The organism is Halobacillus sp. Cin3, assembly GCF_947311855.1.
GTDB classification, from domain to species: Bacteria; Bacillota; Bacilli; order Bacillales; family Halobacillaceae; genus Halobacillus; species Halobacillus kuroshimensis.
The window spans coordinates 345315-363983 of sequence record NZ_CAMZMV010000003.1; the positions used below are offsets into that span (position 1 = coordinate 345315).

An 18669-nucleotide genomic window follows, 5' to 3' on the forward strand; every position below is an offset into this window, starting at 1 on the left:
GCTTTTCGTTTCTAATGAATCCGCCTTGTCGGGAAGAGAGAACCACTATACATCCACCATGGTTCCATGAGCCTTCCGCCTTTACGTTTCCATAAGGTAAACACGGGCTTCATAAGGCTTCAACGGGAAGCTGGATACGTTGTTATGAAGGTTTACAATTGTATTGGACAACATCAGCTGACTGGAGCTGAGCGGTTCCTCCGCCTGAAAGTCAGCTGCTTGATCGGTCAGATTGACGATGACAATGGCTTTTTTATTGTCCAGCGTCCTTGTATAAGCATAAATCTGCTCATCTTCTGGAAGAAGCAGATCATAAATGCCGTACGTAAACACATCCTGCTCCTTTTTCATAGCAATCATTTTTTTGTAATAGTTCAAAATGGAATGAGGGTCCTGTTCTTGATCGGCTACGTTGATGGACGTGTAGTTCGGGTTGATTTTCATCCACGGGTTTCCAGTTGTAAAACCGGCCTGTGCTTCACGGCTCCACTGCATCGGTGTACGGCTGTTGTCCCGGGATGTGTTCCAGAGAATGTTCATGATGTCCTCATGAGCCATGCCTTTTGCTTTTTTGTTCTGATATAAGTTTTTCGCAGCCACATCATCATAATCTTCAATGGAAGGGAAGGCCATATTCGTCATGCCGATTTCCTGACCTTGATAAATGTAAGGTGTCCCCTGCATAAAGAAATACATCGTTGCAATCGCCGTCGCACTTTCCCGCCAGTAGACTTGATCATCCCCCCACGTCGAAACGACACGGGCCTTGTCATGGTTTTCTACAAAGAGAGCGTTCCATCCATCACCTTCAAGAGCTTTCTGCCATCGGGTCAGTACTTTTTTCAACCCCTTAATGTCAAGCTGCTGTTCAGCATCCTGATCCCAAAGATCCAGGTGCTCGAATTGGAAGATCATATCCATTTTTCCGTTGTCACCGACCCATTGATCCGCTTCATCGGCGCTCACCCCGTTCGCTTCTCCGACCGTCATCACGTCATAATTATCGTATGTGCGGTCTTTGAATTCCTGAAGGTGGGTGTGAATCCCTTTTTGGTTCATATGCATATCAAAGGAGGACACATACGTTTCTTTTTTAGGGTTCGGCATATCAGGAAAGCCCGGCCGCTTTTTGATATGGCTGATGGCATCTATGCGGAAGCCGTCGATTCCTTTATCCAGCCACCAGTTCACCATGCTGTATAAAGCTTCGCGGACGTCTTCGTTCTCCCAGTTCAAGTCCGGCTGCTTTCTGGAGAACACATGAAGGTAATACTGACTTGTTTCCTCGTCATATTCCCATGCCGATCCTTCAAAGATACTCTCCCAGTTGTTCGGCTCGCGGCCGCCTCTGCCATCGCGCCAAATATACCAGTCCCTCTTTGGATTGTCCTTGGATTTCCGGGATTCTAAAAACCACGGATGTTCATCACTTGTATGATTGAGGACGAGGTCGATGATCAACTTCATGTCACGCTTATGCACTTCCTTAAGCAGCTCGTCGAAATCCTCCATCGTTCCGAATTCATCCAGGATGTCCTGATAATCAGAAATATCATAACCATTATCGTCCTTCGGCGATTTATACATTGGGCAGATCCAAATGAAATCAATGCCCATATCCTTCAAATAGTCCAGACGGCTGATCATTCCCTGCAGATCCCCGATCCCATCTCCGTTTGAATCTTGAAAACTTCTGGGATAAACTTGATATCCTACCGCTTCTTTCCACCATACCCGTTCCATATACAGCCCCTCTTTCCTAATAAAATCACTCGTGATATGCAAACGTTTTCTCAGTGTGGATGATTGAATAAACAGCTTGATTATTCAATAGCCATAACCATAAAAATCTAGAAATATATCATATTATGCAAACGTTTTCCTGATAAATCCTATACTAGCTGATTTTCTTCTGCTTTACAATAGGAGGTTCGTGAAAACAGCGGGCTTACACATCATTGGATTGTTAAAATCAGAGGTATCGATTTGGTGAATCTTCTGTGTGGATGTTGAAAGACTGTCATGGATTTTGTTGATTTCACAACAAGGCATTATGAATCGGGTGGACAGTTATCCGTGTACCCCTGATGGGGGTGGTCAGTTTTATGAGTACATAGCCTTAATGGGTGCTGTTTAAACCTTAAGGATTGCGGCAGCTGAGGATTTCATATATATTTAAAGTAATTCAACTGAATATGGAAACCTTCGGGGTCGGGTGAAAGTCCCAGCCGGCGGTAATGAGCTTCTGCTCTCAGCCCGCGACGGAGAATCAGTGTTAAGCACGGTTCTCCCTGATTTGGTGAAATTCCAAAGCCGACAGTTAAAGTCTGGATGGGAGAAGGTAATGGAAACGTATAGGTACCGTTTATGCAACACGTGTACCCTTTGTTTGCTGTACGCAAAAAAATGACGTTTAAGACCCTGGAGAAGTATGTCTTCTTCAGGGTTATTTTTATGGAAAAAGAGCAGGTGATGAAGATGGAGCGTGATGAGCAGTACATGGCAATGGCTGTACAGATGGCCAGGGAAACGGTCGGCCAGACGAGTCCCAATCCTTCAGTAGCCGCTATTGTGGTCAAAGATAATCAAGTCGTCGGTATGGGCGTGCATGTGAAAGCTGGTGAACCTCATGCGGAAGTCCACGCACTACGGATGGCAGGAGAAAAAGCGGAAGGAGCGGACATCTATGTCACCCTAGAACCGTGCAGCCACCATGGACGGACGCCACCGTGTGCCGAAGCTGTCGTGAAGGCAGGCATCCGCCGGGCCGTTACGGCTTCATCGGATCCGAACCCTAAAGTTTCCGGCCGGGGCATTGAAATGATGAAGCGGCAGGGAGTGGAGGTCCGGACGGGTGTTTTGAAAGACGAGGCTGATGAACTGAATTGTGCGTTCTTTCATTACATTCAAACAGGTGAACCTTATGTCCGTTTAAAGACAGCGATGAGCCTTGACGGAAAAATTGCCACCGCCAGTGGAGAGAGTCAATGGATCACAGGAGAAGAGGCGCGGCAGGACGGTCACCGCTATCGTCATCAATCAGACGCGATTCTCGTCGGAATCAATACGGTCATGATGGATGATCCGACATTGACGACAAGAATTCCGGGTGGCGGAAAGCATCCGATCCGTCTTGTCCTCGACACGCACCTTCGTATTCCGGCTGCTTCGAAGCTGATACAAAATAATGAATCTCCAACGTGGATTTTCACATCAGCGGATATACCGGATGAAAAGCGTCTGCTTCTTGAAGAGTATCCCCATGTCCGCATTATTCCGCTTGGCCGCACCATCGATCCTACAGAAGTCCTGCGCTATTTAGGAAAGCACAAGGTTACCTCTCTCCTTGTTGAAGGAGGGGCAACCATTGCCGACGCTTTTGTCAGAGCAGGAAAGGTGAATGAGACGATTACGTATATTGCTCCCAAATTGATCGGTGGAAAAGAAGCACTGACCCCGGTTGCCGGCCGCGGCATCCAACAGTTGAAACAGGTGGCATCTTTTGAGTTTGTATCGACCGAAAAGCTTGGAGAAGATATTAAAATTGTTTCGATCAGAAAAGGGGAATTCTAATGTTTACAGGAATTGTGGAAGAAATAGGAACACTGCAGTCCGTTAAAAGTAATACAGAAGCTTTGGAGATAAAGATTGCGGCATCCAAAATCCTGGAAGATATCAAGCTCGGTGACAGTATTTCCATTAACGGTGTCTGTCTGACCGTTACAGATTATACGAAGGATACCGCATCCTTTGATGTGATGCCGGAAACGTACCGAGCCACCAACATCCATGAATTAAAGCAGGGCAGCGATGTCAATCTTGAACGCGCGATGGCGGCAGATGGACGTTTCGGTGGTCACCTTGTATCGGGTCATATTGACGGTACGGGAGAAATTGTTTCAAAACGGCCGGAGTCCAATGCCGTCTATTATGACATTCAGCTTCCGTCCGACTTGGTTCCTTATTTTGTCTATAAAGGCTCGATAGCTGTCGATGGTACATCCCTGACTGTATTCGGTGTAGAAGAGGATCGTGTCACCATTTCTTTGATTCCGCACACGATGGAACATACCGTTCTCGGCAGGAAAGGTCCGGGAGACAAAGTCAACATCGAATGTGACATGATTGGAAAATATGTCGCTCACTTCCTGAGTGGGCAGAATCAAGAGCACCCGCGATCAGCCATCTCCAAAAAGATGCTGGCTGATAACGGGTTTGCATGAAGAGGGGGAAAGCACATGTTTGATTCGGTTGAAAAAGCGATTGATGTATTGAAGCAGGGAAAGCTTGTCATCGTTTGTGATGACGAGGACAGGGAAAATGAAGGGGACTTTATCGGAATCGCAGAGCATGCTTCCACAGAGATGATCAATTTTATGATCAAGCATGGGCGTGGGCTGGTGTGTGCCCCGATTACGAATGAAACAGCTGAAACGCTCGAGCTGATGCCTATGGTCAATGATAATTCAGACCCTAATCAGACAGCGTTTACGGTCAGTGTGGATCATCAAGAGACAACGACTGGAATTTCAGCGGACGAACGGGCCCTGACCATCAGAGAAATGCTGAACCCGGAAAGTAAAGCTTCCGATTTCCAGCGGCCTGGTCATATTTTCCCGTTGATTGCCAAGGAAGGCGGCGTGCTGCGGAGAGCAGGTCATACGGAAGCTGCTGTCGACCTGGCACGTCTTGCGGGAGCCCGGCCGGCCGGTGTCATCTGTGAAATCATTAAAGATGATGGAACGATGGCCCGTGTGCCTGACCTGAAAGAAATGGCCGAGGCGTTTGACATTCCTATGATCACCATTGCGGATTTGATTGCCTACCGCCACGAGCAGGAAAATCATGTGACCCGGGAAATAGAAGTGCAGATGCCTACAGAATACGGCGAATTCCGAGCGGTAGGCTTCAAGAATGATATCGATTTTAAAGACCACATCGCTCTTGTGAAAGGAGACATCCATCCGGATGAGCCGACCCTTGTACGGGTACACTCCGAATGTCTGACAGGGGATGTCTTCGGTTCCTACCGCTGTGACTGCGGTCCTCAGCTTCACAACGCTCTACGGCAGATATCCGAAAATGGCAGCGGTGTTCTGCTGTACATGAGGCAGGAAGGCCGCGGCATCGGGTTAATGAATAAATTGAAAGCCTATAAGCTTCAGGAAGAAGGCTATGACACGGTGGAAGCGAATGAAAAACTCGGCTTCGGGCCTGATTTAAGAGATTATGGTGTCGGAGCTCAAATTCTGAAGGACCTGGGCATTACAAAACTTCGTCTGCTGACGAATAACCCGAAGAAAATTTCCGGACTTGGAGGCTTTGGTCTTGAGGTTGTCGAGAGGGTGGCTGTTCAGATGCCTTCCCGCAAAGAAAATGAAAGCTACTTGAAAACGAAACAGTCTAAAATGGGGCACTTATTCCACTACTAGAAAGGAAGAGACATATGGTCAAAACATTTGAAGGTAATCTTGTAGGAACAGGACTGAAAATCGGTATTGTAACAGGAAGGTTCAACGACTTTATTACGAGTAAGCTGTATGAAGGAGCTGTGGATGCGCTGAAGCGCCACGGCGTCGATCTGAACGATGTAGAGGCCGCTTATGTGCCTGGAGCTTTTGAAATTCCATTGGCGGCTCAGAAGATGGCGGAAACCGGGAAGTACGATGCGGTCATCACCCTGGGGGCTGTTATCCGCGGCTCCACTCCGCATTTCGACTATGTTTGCGGCGAAGCGGCCAAAGGGGTTTCCCAGGCTTCCCAGAAGACTGGAATCCCGGTCATCTTCGGGGTCATTACAACGGACACCATTGAACAGGCCATCGAGCGTGCAGGTACGAAGGCCGGTAACAAAGGCTGGGAGGCTGCCACAGCAGCGATTGAAATGGCAACACTGATGAACGCCTTCAAATAAAAAAACGGGTCTTCTGGAATTAGAACCTTTTGGAATAAACAGGGCTTTCCAGAGGTGGTATCTGCGGTCATGCTTCGCTTATCGGTGGATGTCTTCCGGGGGGGTCGGGTTTCCGCTGACCTGGGCTCGCTCCCGCAGGCGCCGCCACCGAACACTTCTCGTAACTTCGCCAAAATAGTATAAAAAAAGGGGGGTTCTGCTTAGCAGAACCCCCCTTTTGGCTGTAGAAAAAGCCTGTGTTAACCAGTTAGAATTGTCCACTTGTCGTGTGAAGGGTCACTTTCCGCTTATCGGTGGATGAATGCCGCGGGCATGCCCTCAGCTAACTTGGTCAGGAAGTCCGCCTGCCCAAGTGGATCTTCAGCCCGTGCTGTTCCCGCAGGCACCACCGCACGCTCTTCGTGCCGACGTTAGAATATAGAGGAGAGAGACTGCGCACTAAGCAGGTTCGCAGATTCAAAAGAACGGCATGGGCTGAGCTATGGCCGCTCACGTGGAAAAGAAAAAGGGAAAGAACAGGCGCTGATGACAGCTGCCTGCCGTAATATGAAAAAGAATGTCCTCCATTCAGCAAGGATGAGCGGGGTGAAGGAGAGTCATTTTCGATTTTTAAGAACTCCCAAGGAGCGATGCCCCTTCCACTCCTGCGGAAGAACGAGTGGTCCGATATCTCCGAGCGTGGGTTTTGCGAGGAAGCTCGGGCGCTCGTCCGCGGAAAGGGAAGGGGCTTTCGCTCCTGGCGGTAAGAAAGAAAAAAGCTTGTAAAGAAACAGAGGTTTCTCTACAAGCTGAAGGGGATTTCTGCTAAGCAGAAATCCCTTTTTTTTTACGTCAAATGTATAGGGGAGTCAGGAGCGGAGACGATTCCACTTCCGGCGGAAAAACGTGCGCGCCGGGAACCTTTCAGGCGTTTGCCCGAGAAAAGGGAATGACTTGTGCTTCTGAAAGCACTGGAAAACCCAAGATGGCCTTGGTTTTTCGTGGCTGTCCCACCGGTTGGACAGGGTTTAAGGGGATTAGGAAAAAGGAAGGATAAAGGGAAAGGGGGAACGGTGATGACAACAAGAGCCGTCTGGTTTAGAAGAGATTTACGGTTGAATGATCATACAGCACTTGCAAAAGCTGTTGAACATACAAAAGATGAGGACAGCCTCGTATTGTTTTTTCATATGCATCCGGAATTGAACAATTCCTTTACAATGAGGCATGATTACTATTTTCAAACCCTTCAGGACTTCGTTTCACGTGCCGGGGATATGGGTGCGCCTGTCCATGTTATTGAAGGAGAAATCGAAGAGTCCTTCCAGGCATTTGTAAAGGAACTGGATGTGGACATGGTCTACTTCAATCGGGATGAAACCGGGTTTGGTAAAAAGCGGGATGATCACATGGTGGAGTATCTGGACTCGATTGATGTGGACGTCTATCATTACATGGACCACCACCTGCACGGAGCGGAGGAAATCAAAAAGCAGGATGGCGGCCATTATAAAGTATTCTCTCCATACTTAAAGAAGTGGAAGCAGCAACAGAAACCCGGTATTCAACGGGTGAACCACGATAAGCTGAAAAAAGCGGCTGTGGATAAGCGTTCTTCCTTTAAAGAAGGAGAAAAAGCGTACCAGTCGCTGGTGGAAAAAACAGAAGCTGATTTTCCCGGGACAGGGGAAGAAGCTGCCGGTGAAAGGTTCAGCCTGTTTCTTGATGGAGCCATCTATGATTATGATGAGGAGCGGGATTTCCCGGCCGTTGATGGAACAAGCTTGATGTCCAGGTATCTGCGTACCGGTGCGGTTTCCATCCGTACGCTGTATCATAGAATTCAGGACGAAGTGAACTTCAAAAAAGATACATCCGGAGTGGAAACGTATATTTCCGAGCTTGCGTGGCGCGACTTTTACAATATGATCTATTACTATTATCCGGAATCAGACGATAAAGAGCTTGTTGAAAAATACAGAGGTATTCCGTGGAATAATGATGAGGATCTTCTGGAAAAATGGAAGCAGGGACAGACCGGTTTCCCGTTGATCGATGCAGCGATGAGGCAGCTGAATGAAACCGGCTGGATGCATAACCGGCTCCGGATGGCTGTGGCCTCTTTTTTGACGAAGGATCTGCTGATGGATTGGCGTGAAGGAGAACGGTACTTTGCTGAGAGGCTGGTGGACTATGACTCTGCCTCGAATATCGGCGGCTGGCAGTGGGCGGCTTCTACGGGAACGGACCCGGTTCCTTACTTCCGCGTGTTTAACCCCGTGAGGCAGTCCGAGCGCTTCGATCCTCACGGCCGCTTCATTAAGGAATGGGTTCCGGAGCTTGGCAATGTGGAAAAGAAGTATATCCATGACCCTTCGAAGATGCCGGAGAACGAACAGGAAAAGGCTGGATGCATGATTGGTGAAGATTATCCTGAACCTGTGGTGGACCATAAAAAGATGCGGAAGCGGGCCATTGAAGTATTTAAAGACAAAACATAAAAAGAGGGATACGGATGTCAATAAAACGAAGTGATTTAGAGAAGTATGCAGATCTGGCTTTGAAAAACGGGGTGAACCTGCAGCGCAGGCAGGGTCTGATCATCAACGCCCCCATTGAAGCCGCAGATTTTGTCCGGATTGTTACGGCAAAGGCCTATGGAATGGGCGCGAAGAATGTGCATGTCGAATGGAATGACGAAATGCTCAATTATATGAAAATGAAGCATGCCCCGATGGACGTGCTCAAAGATTTTCCTAAATGGAAAGCGGAAGGTCTCGAAGCAATGGTGGCGGACGGTTATGGTCTCCTGACCATTTACGGACCCGATCCGGATTTAATGAAGAATGTAGATCAGAAGCGGGTGGCTGCTGCTTCGAAAGCCAGTGGAGAGGCCCTTTCCGGTTACAGGGACTATTTAATGAATGATAAGACGACCTGGACCATCGTTGCCTATCCGCAGAAAGCATGGGCGCAGAAAGTGTTTCCTGATGCTTCACCGGAAGAGGCACAGGAACAGCTGTGGAAGGAGATCTTCAGAATTACACGGGTGGACAAGGACGATCCGGTTCAGGCGTGGGAGGAGCATAATGAAGCCCTTCGGCAGGCGAGGGAATATTTGAATCAAAAGCAGTATAAAAAGCTCCATTATTCCGGGCCCGGGACGAAGCTGACCATTGAGCTCGTTTCGAATCACCTCTGGCATGGAGGAGCGGCGGAATCAGAGGAAGGACGGACGTTCAACCCCAACATTCCGACCGAAGAAGTCTTTACTATGCCTCATAAATACGGCGTGAATGGGAAAGTATCCAGCACAAAGCCGTTGAGTTATGCGGGGAACCTGATTGAGAACTTCACCTTAACATTCAAGGATGGAAAAGTGGTGGATTATGCCGCGGAATCCGGGGAGGAGACACTGAAGCATCTGATTGAATCGGATGATGGTTCAGCCAGACTTGGAGAAGTCGCGCTCGTACCGCACGCTTCCCCGGTTTCCCAATCCGGTCACATCTTTTTCAACACGTTATATGATGAAAATGCTTCCTGTCATTTAGCCTTAGGAAAAGCATATCCCACCAACATAAAAGGCGGGTCCTCCTTTAATAAAGAGCAGATGGAATCACACGGCGTCAATGATAGTCTCGTCCATGAAGACTTCATGATGGGGTCGGACGAATTGAACATCGATGGAGAAACGAAGGAAGGCCTGTACGAACCTATCTTCCGGAACGGTATGTGGGCCGTGGATTTTGAGGAGACCGAAGAGACACCCTGATCAAGGGTGGCATTCTGGCTGTAGAAAAAGCCTGTGTTAACCAGTTAGAGTTGTCCATTAGTCGTGTAAAGGGTCACATTCCGCTTATCGGTGGATGAATGCCGCGGGCACGCCCTCAGCTAACTTGGTCAGGAAGGTCGCCTGCCCAAGTGGATCTTCGGCCCGTGCTGTTCCCGCAGGCATCACCACCGAACGCTCCTCGTGCCGACGTTAGAATATAGAAGAGAGAGACTGCCCCTGCGCAGGCGCGCAGATTCAAAAGAACGGCATGGGCTGCGCTAGGTGAAGGAGAGTTTTTTTCGATGTTAAAGAACTCCCAAGGCGCGGTGCCCCTTTCGCTCCTGGCGGTAAGAAAGAAAAAAGCTTGTAAAGAAACAGAGGTTTCTCTACAAGCTGAGAGACACCCTGACCCAGGGTGTCTTTGTTCGTGGAAAGATGACATTGTATCTTCTCAATTACATTATCGTTACAGACGATTTAAATCTTCAAAAACCTGTCTACAATAAGGATAGATTGTGGTACATATGAAGTAGAATAGATTATCTTGAATCGAAGAAGGGTGATCCCATGAAGCGTGATGCTTTTTTTGATAATGCCAAAGTAGTCCTTATCTTTCTCGTCGTTTTCGGTCATATGATCCAGCCGTTTACCGATGGTTCCAAACCGATGTACACCCTTTATACGTGGATATATACCTTTCATATGCCGGCGTTCATTTTCCTTGCCGGGTTCTTTGCTAAAGGATCGGGGGAGAAGGATTATTTGATTCAGCTGGCTAAAAAGTTGATTCTCCCATACTTGATTTTTCAGCTCGTCTATACCGGGTATTACTTTTTCATCGGGAAAGGTGAAGGGTTTGACGGGATCTTTTATCCGCACTGGTCATTATGGTTCCTGTTCAGCCTGTTCTGCTGGCACATTCTGTTATATTGGTTTAAGAAAATCCCGCCGATACTCGGTGTTGCCATCGCTGTGCAGATCGGTGTGCTCGTCGGATATTTCACCGATATCGGGCACCATTTCAGTTTGTCCCGTACCTTCGTTTTCTTCCCGTTTTTCCTTGCCGGGTACTGGCTGACGAAGGAGCATGTGCATAAGTGGAGAACACGCCGTGTCCGGGAAATCAGCATGGTCATCATGGCTGCAGCAGCAGGTGTGATTGCCGTACTCCCTGAAATCAACTCCGGCTGGCTGCTCGGATCGAAATCCTATGAAGTTCTCGGCAGTCCGGAAATGGGAGGGCTGTTCCGGCTGGCTGTCTATGCTCTTGCCGGCATCATGGTCGTCAGTGTCCTTTCCTGGATTCCGAATACGCAGTACAAAATCACATACCTTGGCGGGAAGACCTTGTATGTTTATCTGCTGCACGGCTTTTTCATCCAGTTCTTCCGGCAGGCCGACTTGTTCAAAGTGGATAACCTGTTTGATGTCATCGGGCTTGCGATCATCTCTGCCGCTATTGTCTACTTGTTATCGAGCAGCTTGATCCGCACGCTGACGCAGCCGTTCATTGAGGGGCGTATCCAGCTCATCAAACGTTGGTGGCAGCGGACCTTTGACAAAGATTCGACGCTTCAATCATAAATAAATCCGCCTTTCCTGGTGGATGGAATAGATCCTCCTTGTGAATAATACGTAAGAGATTCGCAAGGAGGTTTTTGTATGTCTGAAAAAATCTTGATGATTGTCACAAATGCTGCCCACATGGATGGACATGAAACAGGGCTCTGGCTGTCTGAGTTTGTCGAACCGTCCGTGGAGTTCGGGGAAGCCGGTTATGAGGTGACCGCCGCAAGCCCGCGGGGAGGGCGCCCGCCGATTGATGAAAACAGCTACAGCAACCAGCTTCCTGATGTGTGGGACGGGGTGATGGAGCCGATCAGCCGGACGGTGGCTCTCGCAGAAGTGGATCCGACATCGTATGACGCTATCTTTTTATGCGGCGGGCACGGGACGATGGTCGATTTTCCTGAAAATGAACAGTTGGCAGAGCTTCTCCGTCACTTTCTTACCGAAGGAAAAGTCATGGCTTCCGTCTGTCACGGTCCTGCCGGATTCATTGGTGTCACGGATCACAATAAACAGCCTCTTGTAAGTGGGAAAAAGCTGACAGGCTTTTCGAATGAAGAGGAAACGAAGTCAGGGCTTGAGGGACGTGTCCCGTTTTCACTGGAAGATCGTCTAATCGAAGAAGGGGCGGAATTCAGCAAAGGAAAGCCGGATGAAAGTCACGTCGTCGTCGATTTTCCTTTTGTGACGGGCCAGAATCCTTCGTCAAGTCTGGAAACCGCGCAAAAAGTGCTGGAACAATTAAAAGACCGCTGAGCCAATGGCCCGGCGGTCTTTTTTATGCATTCAGAACAATAGATGTGCCATCAGTGTAATGACTGGAAGGGTAATGATCGTACGCTCAAGGAAGATGATGAACAGGTCCTTCAGGTTAACCGGAACCTTGGAACCGAGCAGAAGTCCACCGACTTCCGACATGTAAATCAACTGGGTTACAGAAAGAGCGGCAATAATGAACCGTGTCATTTCACTCTCGATAGAAGCTCCAATGATTGCAGGCAGGAACATGTCCGCAAACCCTACAAGAATGGTCTCAGAGGCTTCCGCGGCATAGGGCACCTGCATGAGTTCAAGAAGTGGAATGAACGGCATACCGATCCACGTGAAGAAAGAGGTGAATTCCGCGATGATAAGGGCGATCGTTCCGAGGGCCATGACAATCGGAGCAACCCCCATCCACATATCGAGGATATTCTGGGCTCCCTGCTTCATAAATGCTCCGGGGCCTATCGATTTGCTGCCACGCTCAACGGCTTTGGCATATCCGTAGGTAAACACATTATGTCCTTCGGGAATATCTTCATTCTGTTCTCCTGCTTCATCGGTTACATAGGTATCAGGTTTTCTGGACAGCGGCGGAATCCGTGGCATGATCAATGCCGCAACAAATCCGGCGAGTGCTACAGTTAGATAAAACGGCACGAACATGTGGCCGAGCCCGACTTCCTGAATGACTACAAGGCTGAAGGTAATGGAGACGATTGAGAAGGTGGTTCCGATTACGGCTGCTTCTCTTTTCGTGTAGTACCCTTCTTCATACTGCTTACTCGTCAAAAGGACTCCGATCGTTCCGTCCCCGAGCCAGGAAGCAAGGGAATCGATAGACGAACGCCCCGGCAGTTTGAAAAGCGGACGCATGATTTTCGTAAGGATGACTCCGAACAATTCCAACAGGCCGTAGTTCAACAGCAGGGGAAGGAACAACCCTGCAAATAAAAAGACGGCGAACAGGACGTGCAGCAGCGAATCCAGCAGCAGCCCGCCTGTATTTTCGGAAATGACCGCCTCCGGTCCAATCTGGAAATAGACCATGATGGCGAAAATCATACCGAGCACACGGGTAACGACCCATACCGCGGGTACATTAAATAATGAATGGAAAAACGGAGATTTGGAACCATCCGATCTCAGCAGTTTAGCGGTAACAGTGGCAAGCGCTGTTATCGTAATAATGATGGTCATGATGAGAGACAGGGAGCCGGCCAGTCGTTCCTCGACCTCTCCTGCCAAAACGGCGATTGGAATGGTGACGGCTCCGTCATCACCACTGATAGGGAACATAAATAAGAAAATACCGATGAGGGACGGTATGATAAAACGCAGATGCGAAGAAGGTTTAAAATCTTTCGCTTTCATCCAAAATCTCTCCTGACTAATCTGTTTTATTTATAAACATCTCAGAATAAATATACAACATTATTTATTCTATTACGATTACTGCTAAAAACCAATAGGAAATTTGTAGAGAATCACAGACCCCGTGGTTTATCACAAAAGGACAACGGGGAACCTTTTGTATACATTGGAAACTGGAAATGGGGGGAAAGGAATGCAGTCATATGCGAAGCCAAGAGTCGTCGTAAGCCGGTGCCTTGAATTTGCAGAGGTGCGGTATAACGGAGCGGTCATATCAGATAAAGCCGTCGAACGAATGAAAGCGCATGTAGAATTTATTCCTGTCTGCCCGGAAGTGGAAATCGGACTGGGCGTACCAAGAGATGTCATCCGTCTCGTGGATGATGAGGAAAAGCGTCTCGTTCAACCGAAAACAGGGGAAGATCTTACTGGTAAAATGACTGGTTTTTCCAAAACTTTTCTTGATCATCTTGATGATGTCGATGGATTTCTTTTGAAGAACCGTTCTCCGACATGTGGGATGCATGATGTGAAGGTGTATCAGAGTGCGGAGAATTCCCAGGTGATCGGAAAGACATCCGGGTTGTTTGCCGCAGAGGTACTCAAGCGTCACAGTGGGCTGGCTGTGGAGGAGGAAGGGCGGTTGAGAAACTTCACGCTGCGCCATCATTTTTTGACGAAACTGTTCACCCTGGCCTCCTTCCGGGAGATGAAGAAGGAAAGAAAGATGAAGGCGCTGCAGCAGTTTCATGCCCGGCATAAATATCTGTTCATGGCCTATCACCCTGGCCTGTTGAAGAAAATGGGGCAGACGACAGCCAACCATGACCATCATGGAATCGGTGAGGTGCTTGAAACGTACGAAAATCTGCTTCATGAGCTGATGCAGGAGCCTGCGAAAACAAGCGCCCACATCAACGTCTGTCAGCACATTGCCGGGTATTTTAAGAAACAGCTGACGAGCGGAGAAAAACAAAGTTTTGCTGATCTTCTTCATCAATATAAAGAAGAAAAAATCCCCTTGAGCGCTGTTCTCAGTGTATTGAGTTCCTGGACCGCCCGTTTTCAAAGTGGGTATTTGAAGCAGCAGAGTTATTTCCAGCCCTACCCGGTCGATCTGGTGGAAATATCCGACTCTGGGAAGGGCCGGGCCTACTCCTGATGATCATTCTGTATAATGCTTTAGAATGCGGTCCACAGCCGGACCGTAGCTTTCTCCGAACATGTTGAGATGGGCAAGCAGGTAAAAGAGCTGGTACAGAGGTTTGATTTCCTCGTATTGTTCAGGCAGAGGGAACACCTCTTGATAATGATTGTAAAAATCAGCCGGGAAGCCGCCGAAGACTTCTGTGAAGGCCAGTTCAAAAGCGTGGTCCCCGTAAAGAATGGAAGGGTCAATCAAAACCGGCTGTCCGTGCTCATCCATCATGTAATTGCCGCCCCATAGATCACCGTGGAGCAGGGAGGCTTCGGGATGAGCGGGGAGGTATTGGTCGAGTCTGCTCATCAATGCTTCCATCCGCTTTCTTCGTTTGTTCGTCATCCGTTTTTTGGAGATTCCAATATCAAGCTGTGCTCCCAGCCGGCAGGTGCGGTAATAGTCCACCCAGGAAGGGGCCCACGTATTTGGCTGATCGAGCCGTCCGACAAATGTCGGAGCCCCGTATCCATACGAATTACTTGTGTGCTTGTGCATATGAGCAAGCTGACGGCCGAGGGCTGCATGATCGTTCCGGTTCCCGGATTCAATCCATTCCATCACAAGCGCGGCAGGCTCCCTGTTTTCAGGCATGTCGTAATGATAGACGCTCGGGACGCGGATGGTCTTGGTCTGTTGAATCGTCTGCAGCCCCTCGGCTTCCGCCTGGAAAAAGTGTGAGGGGACACCGGCGTTCGTCTTTATAAAATATGCCTGTCTTTCGGTCTGTACGTAAAACGCCTGGTTGATATCACCACCACTGACGGCGGTCTGCTTCTGTATCCGGCTTTCATCTCCAATTGTGCTCAATGTTTTTTCGATGATATCCATCAAAGGTCTCCTTTCCATTAATGAAGCGGAGCAGGTGGGGTCGGTGTGAATACCTTCTGATACGCATGTATTTCGTTCAGCTCCTGAAAACCGATAGCTTTGTACAACTTTTCAGCCTGGGGATTCAAGGAGCGGACAGATAGGGTGACCGCCTGCAGTTCAAGGGCATAAAACGCATATTGCAGGGCATGTTCCATCAACTCTGTCCCGATGCCGGTGTTTCGATGGGAAGGATGGACATTCACAAAGCAGATTTCGCCTTCTTCCCCTTCTGCGATCGTTTCAAAGTAGAGGTACCCGGCGAGCGCTCCCTCCTTGCCATATCCCCATATATAGTTCCCCTGCTGGCGTGAAAGGTGAAACATTTCTTCTGTCGTATAATACGCCGCATCTGGATGCAGCTTGTCCAGTCTTTCTTTATCCTGTTCCTGAAGCTGGAAGATCGACGGCGTCTTTTTGGACTCCGCGGCCTTGTAATGGGCTTGGAAGAGGACCAATGTTTTTTCAACGTTGTAAAGTTCGAACGCATGGGTTTCAGCGAAAGCTTTCAACTCTTCGTTCGCTCCATAGCAGGCTACTTTAACCGCATCAAAATGAAGCTGGGCAGTCAGAGAAGCTTTGTCCCATAAGCGTTCAATGACGTCGGATTCTTCTTTTAGCGCAAAAGGGCCGAGCAGGCGGCAGAATTTCTGCTCGAAAAAAGGGACCATGCCTAAAAATCCTACGATTTCGGAACCTTCCCAAGCGACATAAGCTAAAGGCTCCGTGAACTGGGTTAACGTCCAGATCTGCTCGAAGATTTCATTTTTCTCTGAAGCCATCCAGGCCACATAATGGCGGTCCTGGCCATTCATCTGATACAGCCACTCGGCTGCCGTATGTAGTTCCCTGACTTCCAGCTCGCGAATCTGAATCATTGCACTCATCCTTTCGTTATACATGAATTTTCACACAATAGCAGAGAAAAGTGCAAGCGCTGCCTTTCTGCAGGGCGGCCGTCATTTGCCGAAGTCTGACTGCGCGATTGTCGAATGGCAGGGTTGACCTGTGGATTTGCGGGGAAAAGTAAGATACAGAAGCATGGAAAGGAGGCGGGACGAATGCATCAGCGATTAAAATACATAGCCATTTACCGTATTACAGTTATTGTCTGGATGTCCGTCCGTTTTCTGCTCCGCATTTTCTGGTTCGAAAAAAGACACCGGATCTGGGATGAGCAGACGAAAAGGAAATGGGAGATGATGCTGGCGGATATGGCGGAAGAGTATCGGAGGAAAGCGGTCGCCCTCGGCGGGCTGCTGATAAAGTTCGGACAGTTCCTCAGCTCTCGTGGTGATCTTCTGCCGCCATCCTTCATTAAAGAATTGGAGGGGCTTGTCGATCGTGTGAAGCCCGTCCCGTTTTCCTATTCCAGAACAACGATTGAAGAAGACTGGAACGCCTCACTCGATGAACACCTGGACTCCATTGATGAAAAAGCGGTGGCCTCTGCATCCATTGGAGAAGTATACAAAGCGTACTTGAAGGATGGGACGCCGGTGGCGGTTAAAGTGCAGCGCTACAGAGTCCGTGATACATTCCGGATGGACTTCAAGGCTTTGAAAATTGTATTCTGGCTCGTCAACCGGTTCACCGTTTATGGAAAAAAAGCGGATCTCCAGGCCCTTTATACGGAAGTCGTCCGTGTCATCAGCAACGAACTTGATTTTACGATGGAACTGGAGAACGGACGGGCTTTTCAAAAGCGGTTCCGTGATTTTCAGGATGTCGAGGTGCCGCATTATTATGAAGACCTATCGACAAGACGCGTACTCGTCATGGAGTGGGTGGAGGGGCACAAGATTACGGATGTCTCCTTTATGGAGAGGCAGGGGATCGACCGGAGCCGTATTGCTTATATTTTGTTTGAACTGTGTATCGAACAATTTTTATATGCCGGGATGTTCCACTCTGATCCACACCCGGGCAACTTGATGATTAAAGAGGACGGCACAGTGGTCATTCTCGACTTCGGGATGGTCGGGGAAATCCGGAAGGAGGATGCCGATTCCATACGTAAAATGATCCAAGGGTTCATTCTGGACGACTATGACAGGGTGATTGAAGCCTTGCAGGAAATGAATTTTCTTCTGCCGGAAGCGGATACGGAAAAAGTGAAGAAACTGCTGAAGCAGACAACAGACATGTACCTGGAAGGGAACTTTGACAAGCTGGATGCACATATGATGAATGACATGCTGGAAGATCTGCAGCAGTTTGTTAAAGAACAGCCGATTCAGCTGCCTGCTGACTATGCGTTTCTTGGACGTGCGGCATCTATTGTCGTAGGTGTCCTGAGTACAATCTATCCGCAAGTGGATTTGATTGCCTGGGGACGGCCGGTCATTAAGGAATGGGTATCCGGAAAGGATTCTACTTCATCGCTTTACACGGATGTGTTGAAGGAGACAGCGAGACCGCTGCTCTCTCTCCCGCGGGCTTTGGTTGAATATTTGGAGGACGGGGACAAGGAAAGAGAGTGGAAAACGACTCAGCAGAAAAATCAGTTGTTCCACCAATATTATTTATTTATGACACTGCTTTCGTTTATCATCATGCTGATCGGAACCGCTGCTTTCTTTTATACAGGCGTTATTGAAGTCCTTCCCAGCTGGTGGATCGGTGGGGGCATCTTCGGGACCGGTGCAGCCGGATTTATTTTCAGCTCCATCAATCACGTGCATATGCTGCGGAAGCTTACTCATAATAGGAGGAATCGAACATGAATGACTTATTGAAAAAAGGGTTTCATTTAGGTCTTGGAGCCGCAGTCAGTGGAAAACAGAAGTTCGAGAAGCTTGTCAATGATATGGTCAGGCGCGGGGAGATCAGTCCTTCGCAGGCGAAGAGCATGGTGAATGAGCGGATGCAGGCGTGGATGGCCAAAGGTCAAACAAAGGATCAGCAGTGGAATGAACAGATGAAGGCGAAGTTCCAGGATCAAATGAACGAACTTGGTTTTGTCTCCCGTGAAGAATATGAAAAACTGGAAGCGCGTATTCAGCGTCTTGAAAAGGAACGCGGGTACTAAAATAACAGCCCTGATTCATAAGAGTGAAGCAGGGCTGTTATTTATGCCCGGGCCCACCGGATATGCTATGCTTTTACCACATCATGGTAGAAAGGAAGGGTTTCTTTGAAGAAAATCAACTGCTTTCGGTGCCGGCATTTCCGGACGACATGGAATCCCGCTTTTCCGAGAGCCTGCAGTGCCTACGATTTCAAATC

15 protein-coding genes and 1 riboswitch are annotated in these 18669 nt (G+C 48.7%); of the genes, 11 read left to right on the top strand and 4 right to left on the bottom strand.

Annotated elements, in window-relative coordinates:
• Window positions 1-81 precede the first annotated feature (81 nt).
• Window positions 82-1743 carry an alpha-glucosidase gene (locus QMA39_RS12375; RefSeq protein ID WP_281658922.1) on the bottom strand — a complete coding sequence of 554 codons (1662 nt, stop codon included), beginning with the start codon at window positions 1741-1743 and terminating at the stop codon, window positions 82-84.
• Window positions 1744-2197: 454 nt separating this feature from the next.
• A riboswitch (FMN riboswitch) is annotated at window positions 2198-2347 on the top strand.
• A 131-nt stretch (window positions 2348-2478) separates the two neighbouring features.
• On the opposite strand from QMA39_RS12375, the gene ribD reads away from it, so the two are divergent.
• The 8 genes from ribD (at window position 2479) to QMA39_RS12415 (ending at window position 11993) form a co-directional block, all read left to right on the top strand.
• The gene (gene ribD / locus QMA39_RS12380) at window positions 2479-3573 is read left to right on the top strand and encodes a bifunctional diaminohydroxyphosphoribosylaminopyrimidine deaminase/5-amino-6-(5-phosphoribosylamino)uracil reductase RibD (protein ID WP_281658987.1); all 1095 of its coding nucleotides are present in this window, start codon (window positions 2479-2481) and stop codon (window positions 3571-3573) included.
• Window positions 3573-4223: a riboflavin synthase gene (gene ribE, locus QMA39_RS12385; protein ID WP_281658923.1), complete on the top strand. Its 651-nt coding sequence runs from the start codon at window positions 3573-3575 to the stop codon at window positions 4221-4223. The genes ribD and ribE (QMA39_RS12385) overlap by 1 nt, the downstream gene beginning before the upstream one ends.
• 15 nt (window positions 4224-4238) lie before the next feature.
• Window positions 4239-5432, top strand: coding sequence for a bifunctional 3,4-dihydroxy-2-butanone-4-phosphate synthase/GTP cyclohydrolase II (locus QMA39_RS12390; protein WP_281658924.1), 1194 nt, complete (start codon window positions 4239-4241; stop codon window positions 5430-5432).
• A 14-nt stretch (window positions 5433-5446) separates the two neighbouring features.
• Complete coding sequence (ribE, locus tag QMA39_RS12395) at window positions 5447-5914, top strand: 6,7-dimethyl-8-ribityllumazine synthase (RefSeq protein ID WP_027953321.1); 468 nt, start codon at window positions 5447-5449, stop codon at window positions 5912-5914.
• Window positions 5915-6969: 1055 nt separating this feature from the next.
• Window positions 6970-8394, top strand: coding sequence for a deoxyribodipyrimidine photo-lyase (locus QMA39_RS12400; RefSeq protein ID WP_281658925.1), 1425 nt, complete (start codon window positions 6970-6972; stop codon window positions 8392-8394).
• Between the two features lie 14 nt (window positions 8395-8408).
• A complete protein-coding gene (locus tag QMA39_RS12405) occupies window positions 8409-9668 on the top strand; it encodes an aminopeptidase (protein WP_281658926.1) in 1260 nt (419 codons plus the stop codon).
• A 567-nt stretch (window positions 9669-10235) separates the two neighbouring features.
• On the top strand, window positions 10236-11252 hold the full coding sequence (locus QMA39_RS12410) for an acyltransferase family protein (protein WP_206933085.1): 1017 nt from the start codon (window positions 10236-10238) through the stop codon (window positions 11250-11252).
• 78 nt (window positions 11253-11330) lie between these two features.
• Window positions 11331-11993 carry a type 1 glutamine amidotransferase domain-containing protein gene (locus QMA39_RS12415; protein ID WP_281658927.1) on the top strand — a complete coding sequence of 221 codons (663 nt, stop codon included), beginning with the start codon at window positions 11331-11333 and terminating at the stop codon, window positions 11991-11993.
• A gap of 30 nt (window positions 11994-12023) precedes the next feature.
• On the opposite strand, the gene QMA39_RS12420 is transcribed toward QMA39_RS12415, so the two are convergent.
• Window positions 12024-13373 (bottom strand): YjiH family protein, encoded by a 1350-nt coding sequence (locus tag QMA39_RS12420; RefSeq protein ID WP_027954664.1) that lies wholly within the window; start codon window positions 13371-13373, stop codon window positions 12024-12026.
• Window positions 13374-13566: 193 nt separating this feature from the next.
• On the opposite strand from QMA39_RS12420, the gene QMA39_RS12425 reads away from it, so the two are divergent.
• Complete coding sequence (locus QMA39_RS12425; RefSeq protein WP_281658928.1) at window positions 13567-14535, top strand: DUF523 and DUF1722 domain-containing protein; 969 nt, start codon at window positions 13567-13569, stop codon at window positions 14533-14535.
• Window positions 14536-14538: 3 nt separating this feature from the next.
• Here the strand turns inward: QMA39_RS12425 and QMA39_RS12430 are convergent, their stop codons facing one another.
• The gene (locus tag QMA39_RS12430; RefSeq protein WP_281658929.1) at window positions 14539-15402 is read right to left on the bottom strand and encodes a fructosamine kinase family protein; all 864 of its coding nucleotides are present in this window, start codon (window positions 15400-15402) and stop codon (window positions 14539-14541) included.
• Between the two features lie 17 nt (window positions 15403-15419).
• Complete coding sequence (locus QMA39_RS12435; protein ID WP_281658930.1) at window positions 15420-16319, bottom strand: N-acetyltransferase; 900 nt, start codon at window positions 16317-16319, stop codon at window positions 15420-15422.
• Between the two features lie 183 nt (window positions 16320-16502).
• Here QMA39_RS12435 and QMA39_RS12440 point away from each other — a divergent pair, with 183 nt between their 5' ends.
• Both QMA39_RS12440 and QMA39_RS12445 read left to right on the top strand, forming a co-directional pair.
• A complete protein-coding gene (locus QMA39_RS12440; RefSeq protein ID WP_281658931.1) occupies window positions 16503-18167 on the top strand; it encodes an AarF/UbiB family protein in 1665 nt (554 codons plus the stop codon).
• The gene (locus tag QMA39_RS12445; protein WP_027954669.1) at window positions 18164-18472 is read left to right on the top strand and encodes a hypothetical protein; all 309 of its coding nucleotides are present in this window, start codon (window positions 18164-18166) and stop codon (window positions 18470-18472) included. Before QMA39_RS12440 ends, QMA39_RS12445 begins: the two co-directional genes overlap by 4 nt.
• Window positions 18473-18669 lie beyond the last annotated feature (197 nt).

What these genes read in the sequence shown, in the direction of transcription:
- QMA39_RS12375 (WP_281658922.1), bottom strand. Translation starts at nt 1,743, where the DNA reads ATGGAACGGGTATGGTGGAAAGAAGCGGTAGGATATCAAGTTTATCCC.
- ribD (WP_281658987.1), top strand. Translation starts at nt 2,479, where the DNA reads ATGGAGCGTGATGAGCAGTACATGGCAATGGCTGTACAGATGGCCAGG.
- ribE (WP_281658923.1), top strand. Translation starts at nt 3,573, where the DNA reads ATGTTTACAGGAATTGTGGAAGAAATAGGAACACTGCAGTCCGTTAAA.
- QMA39_RS12390 (WP_281658924.1), top strand. Translation starts at nt 4,239, where the DNA reads ATGTTTGATTCGGTTGAAAAAGCGATTGATGTATTGAAGCAGGGAAAG.
- ribE (WP_027953321.1), top strand. Translation starts at nt 5,447, where the DNA reads ATGGTCAAAACATTTGAAGGTAATCTTGTAGGAACAGGACTGAAAATC.
- QMA39_RS12400 (WP_281658925.1), top strand. Translation starts at nt 6,970, where the DNA reads ATGACAACAAGAGCCGTCTGGTTTAGAAGAGATTTACGGTTGAATGAT.
- QMA39_RS12405 (WP_281658926.1), top strand. Translation starts at nt 8,409, where the DNA reads ATGTCAATAAAACGAAGTGATTTAGAGAAGTATGCAGATCTGGCTTTG.
- QMA39_RS12410 (WP_206933085.1), top strand. Translation starts at nt 10,236, where the DNA reads ATGAAGCGTGATGCTTTTTTTGATAATGCCAAAGTAGTCCTTATCTTT.
- QMA39_RS12415 (WP_281658927.1), top strand. Translation starts at nt 11,331, where the DNA reads ATGTCTGAAAAAATCTTGATGATTGTCACAAATGCTGCCCACATGGAT.
- QMA39_RS12420 (WP_027954664.1), bottom strand. Translation starts at nt 13,373, where the DNA reads ATGAAAGCGAAAGATTTTAAACCTTCTTCGCATCTGCGTTTTATCATA.
- QMA39_RS12425 (WP_281658928.1), top strand. Translation starts at nt 13,567, where the DNA reads ATGCAGTCATATGCGAAGCCAAGAGTCGTCGTAAGCCGGTGCCTTGAA.
- QMA39_RS12430 (WP_281658929.1), bottom strand. Translation starts at nt 15,402, where the DNA reads ATGGATATCATCGAAAAAACATTGAGCACAATTGGAGATGAAAGCCGG.
- QMA39_RS12435 (WP_281658930.1), bottom strand. Translation starts at nt 16,319, where the DNA reads ATGATTCAGATTCGCGAGCTGGAAGTCAGGGAACTACATACGGCAGCC.
- QMA39_RS12440 (WP_281658931.1), top strand. Translation starts at nt 16,503, where the DNA reads ATGCATCAGCGATTAAAATACATAGCCATTTACCGTATTACAGTTATT.
- QMA39_RS12445 (WP_027954669.1), top strand. Translation starts at nt 18,164, where the DNA reads ATGAATGACTTATTGAAAAAAGGGTTTCATTTAGGTCTTGGAGCCGCA.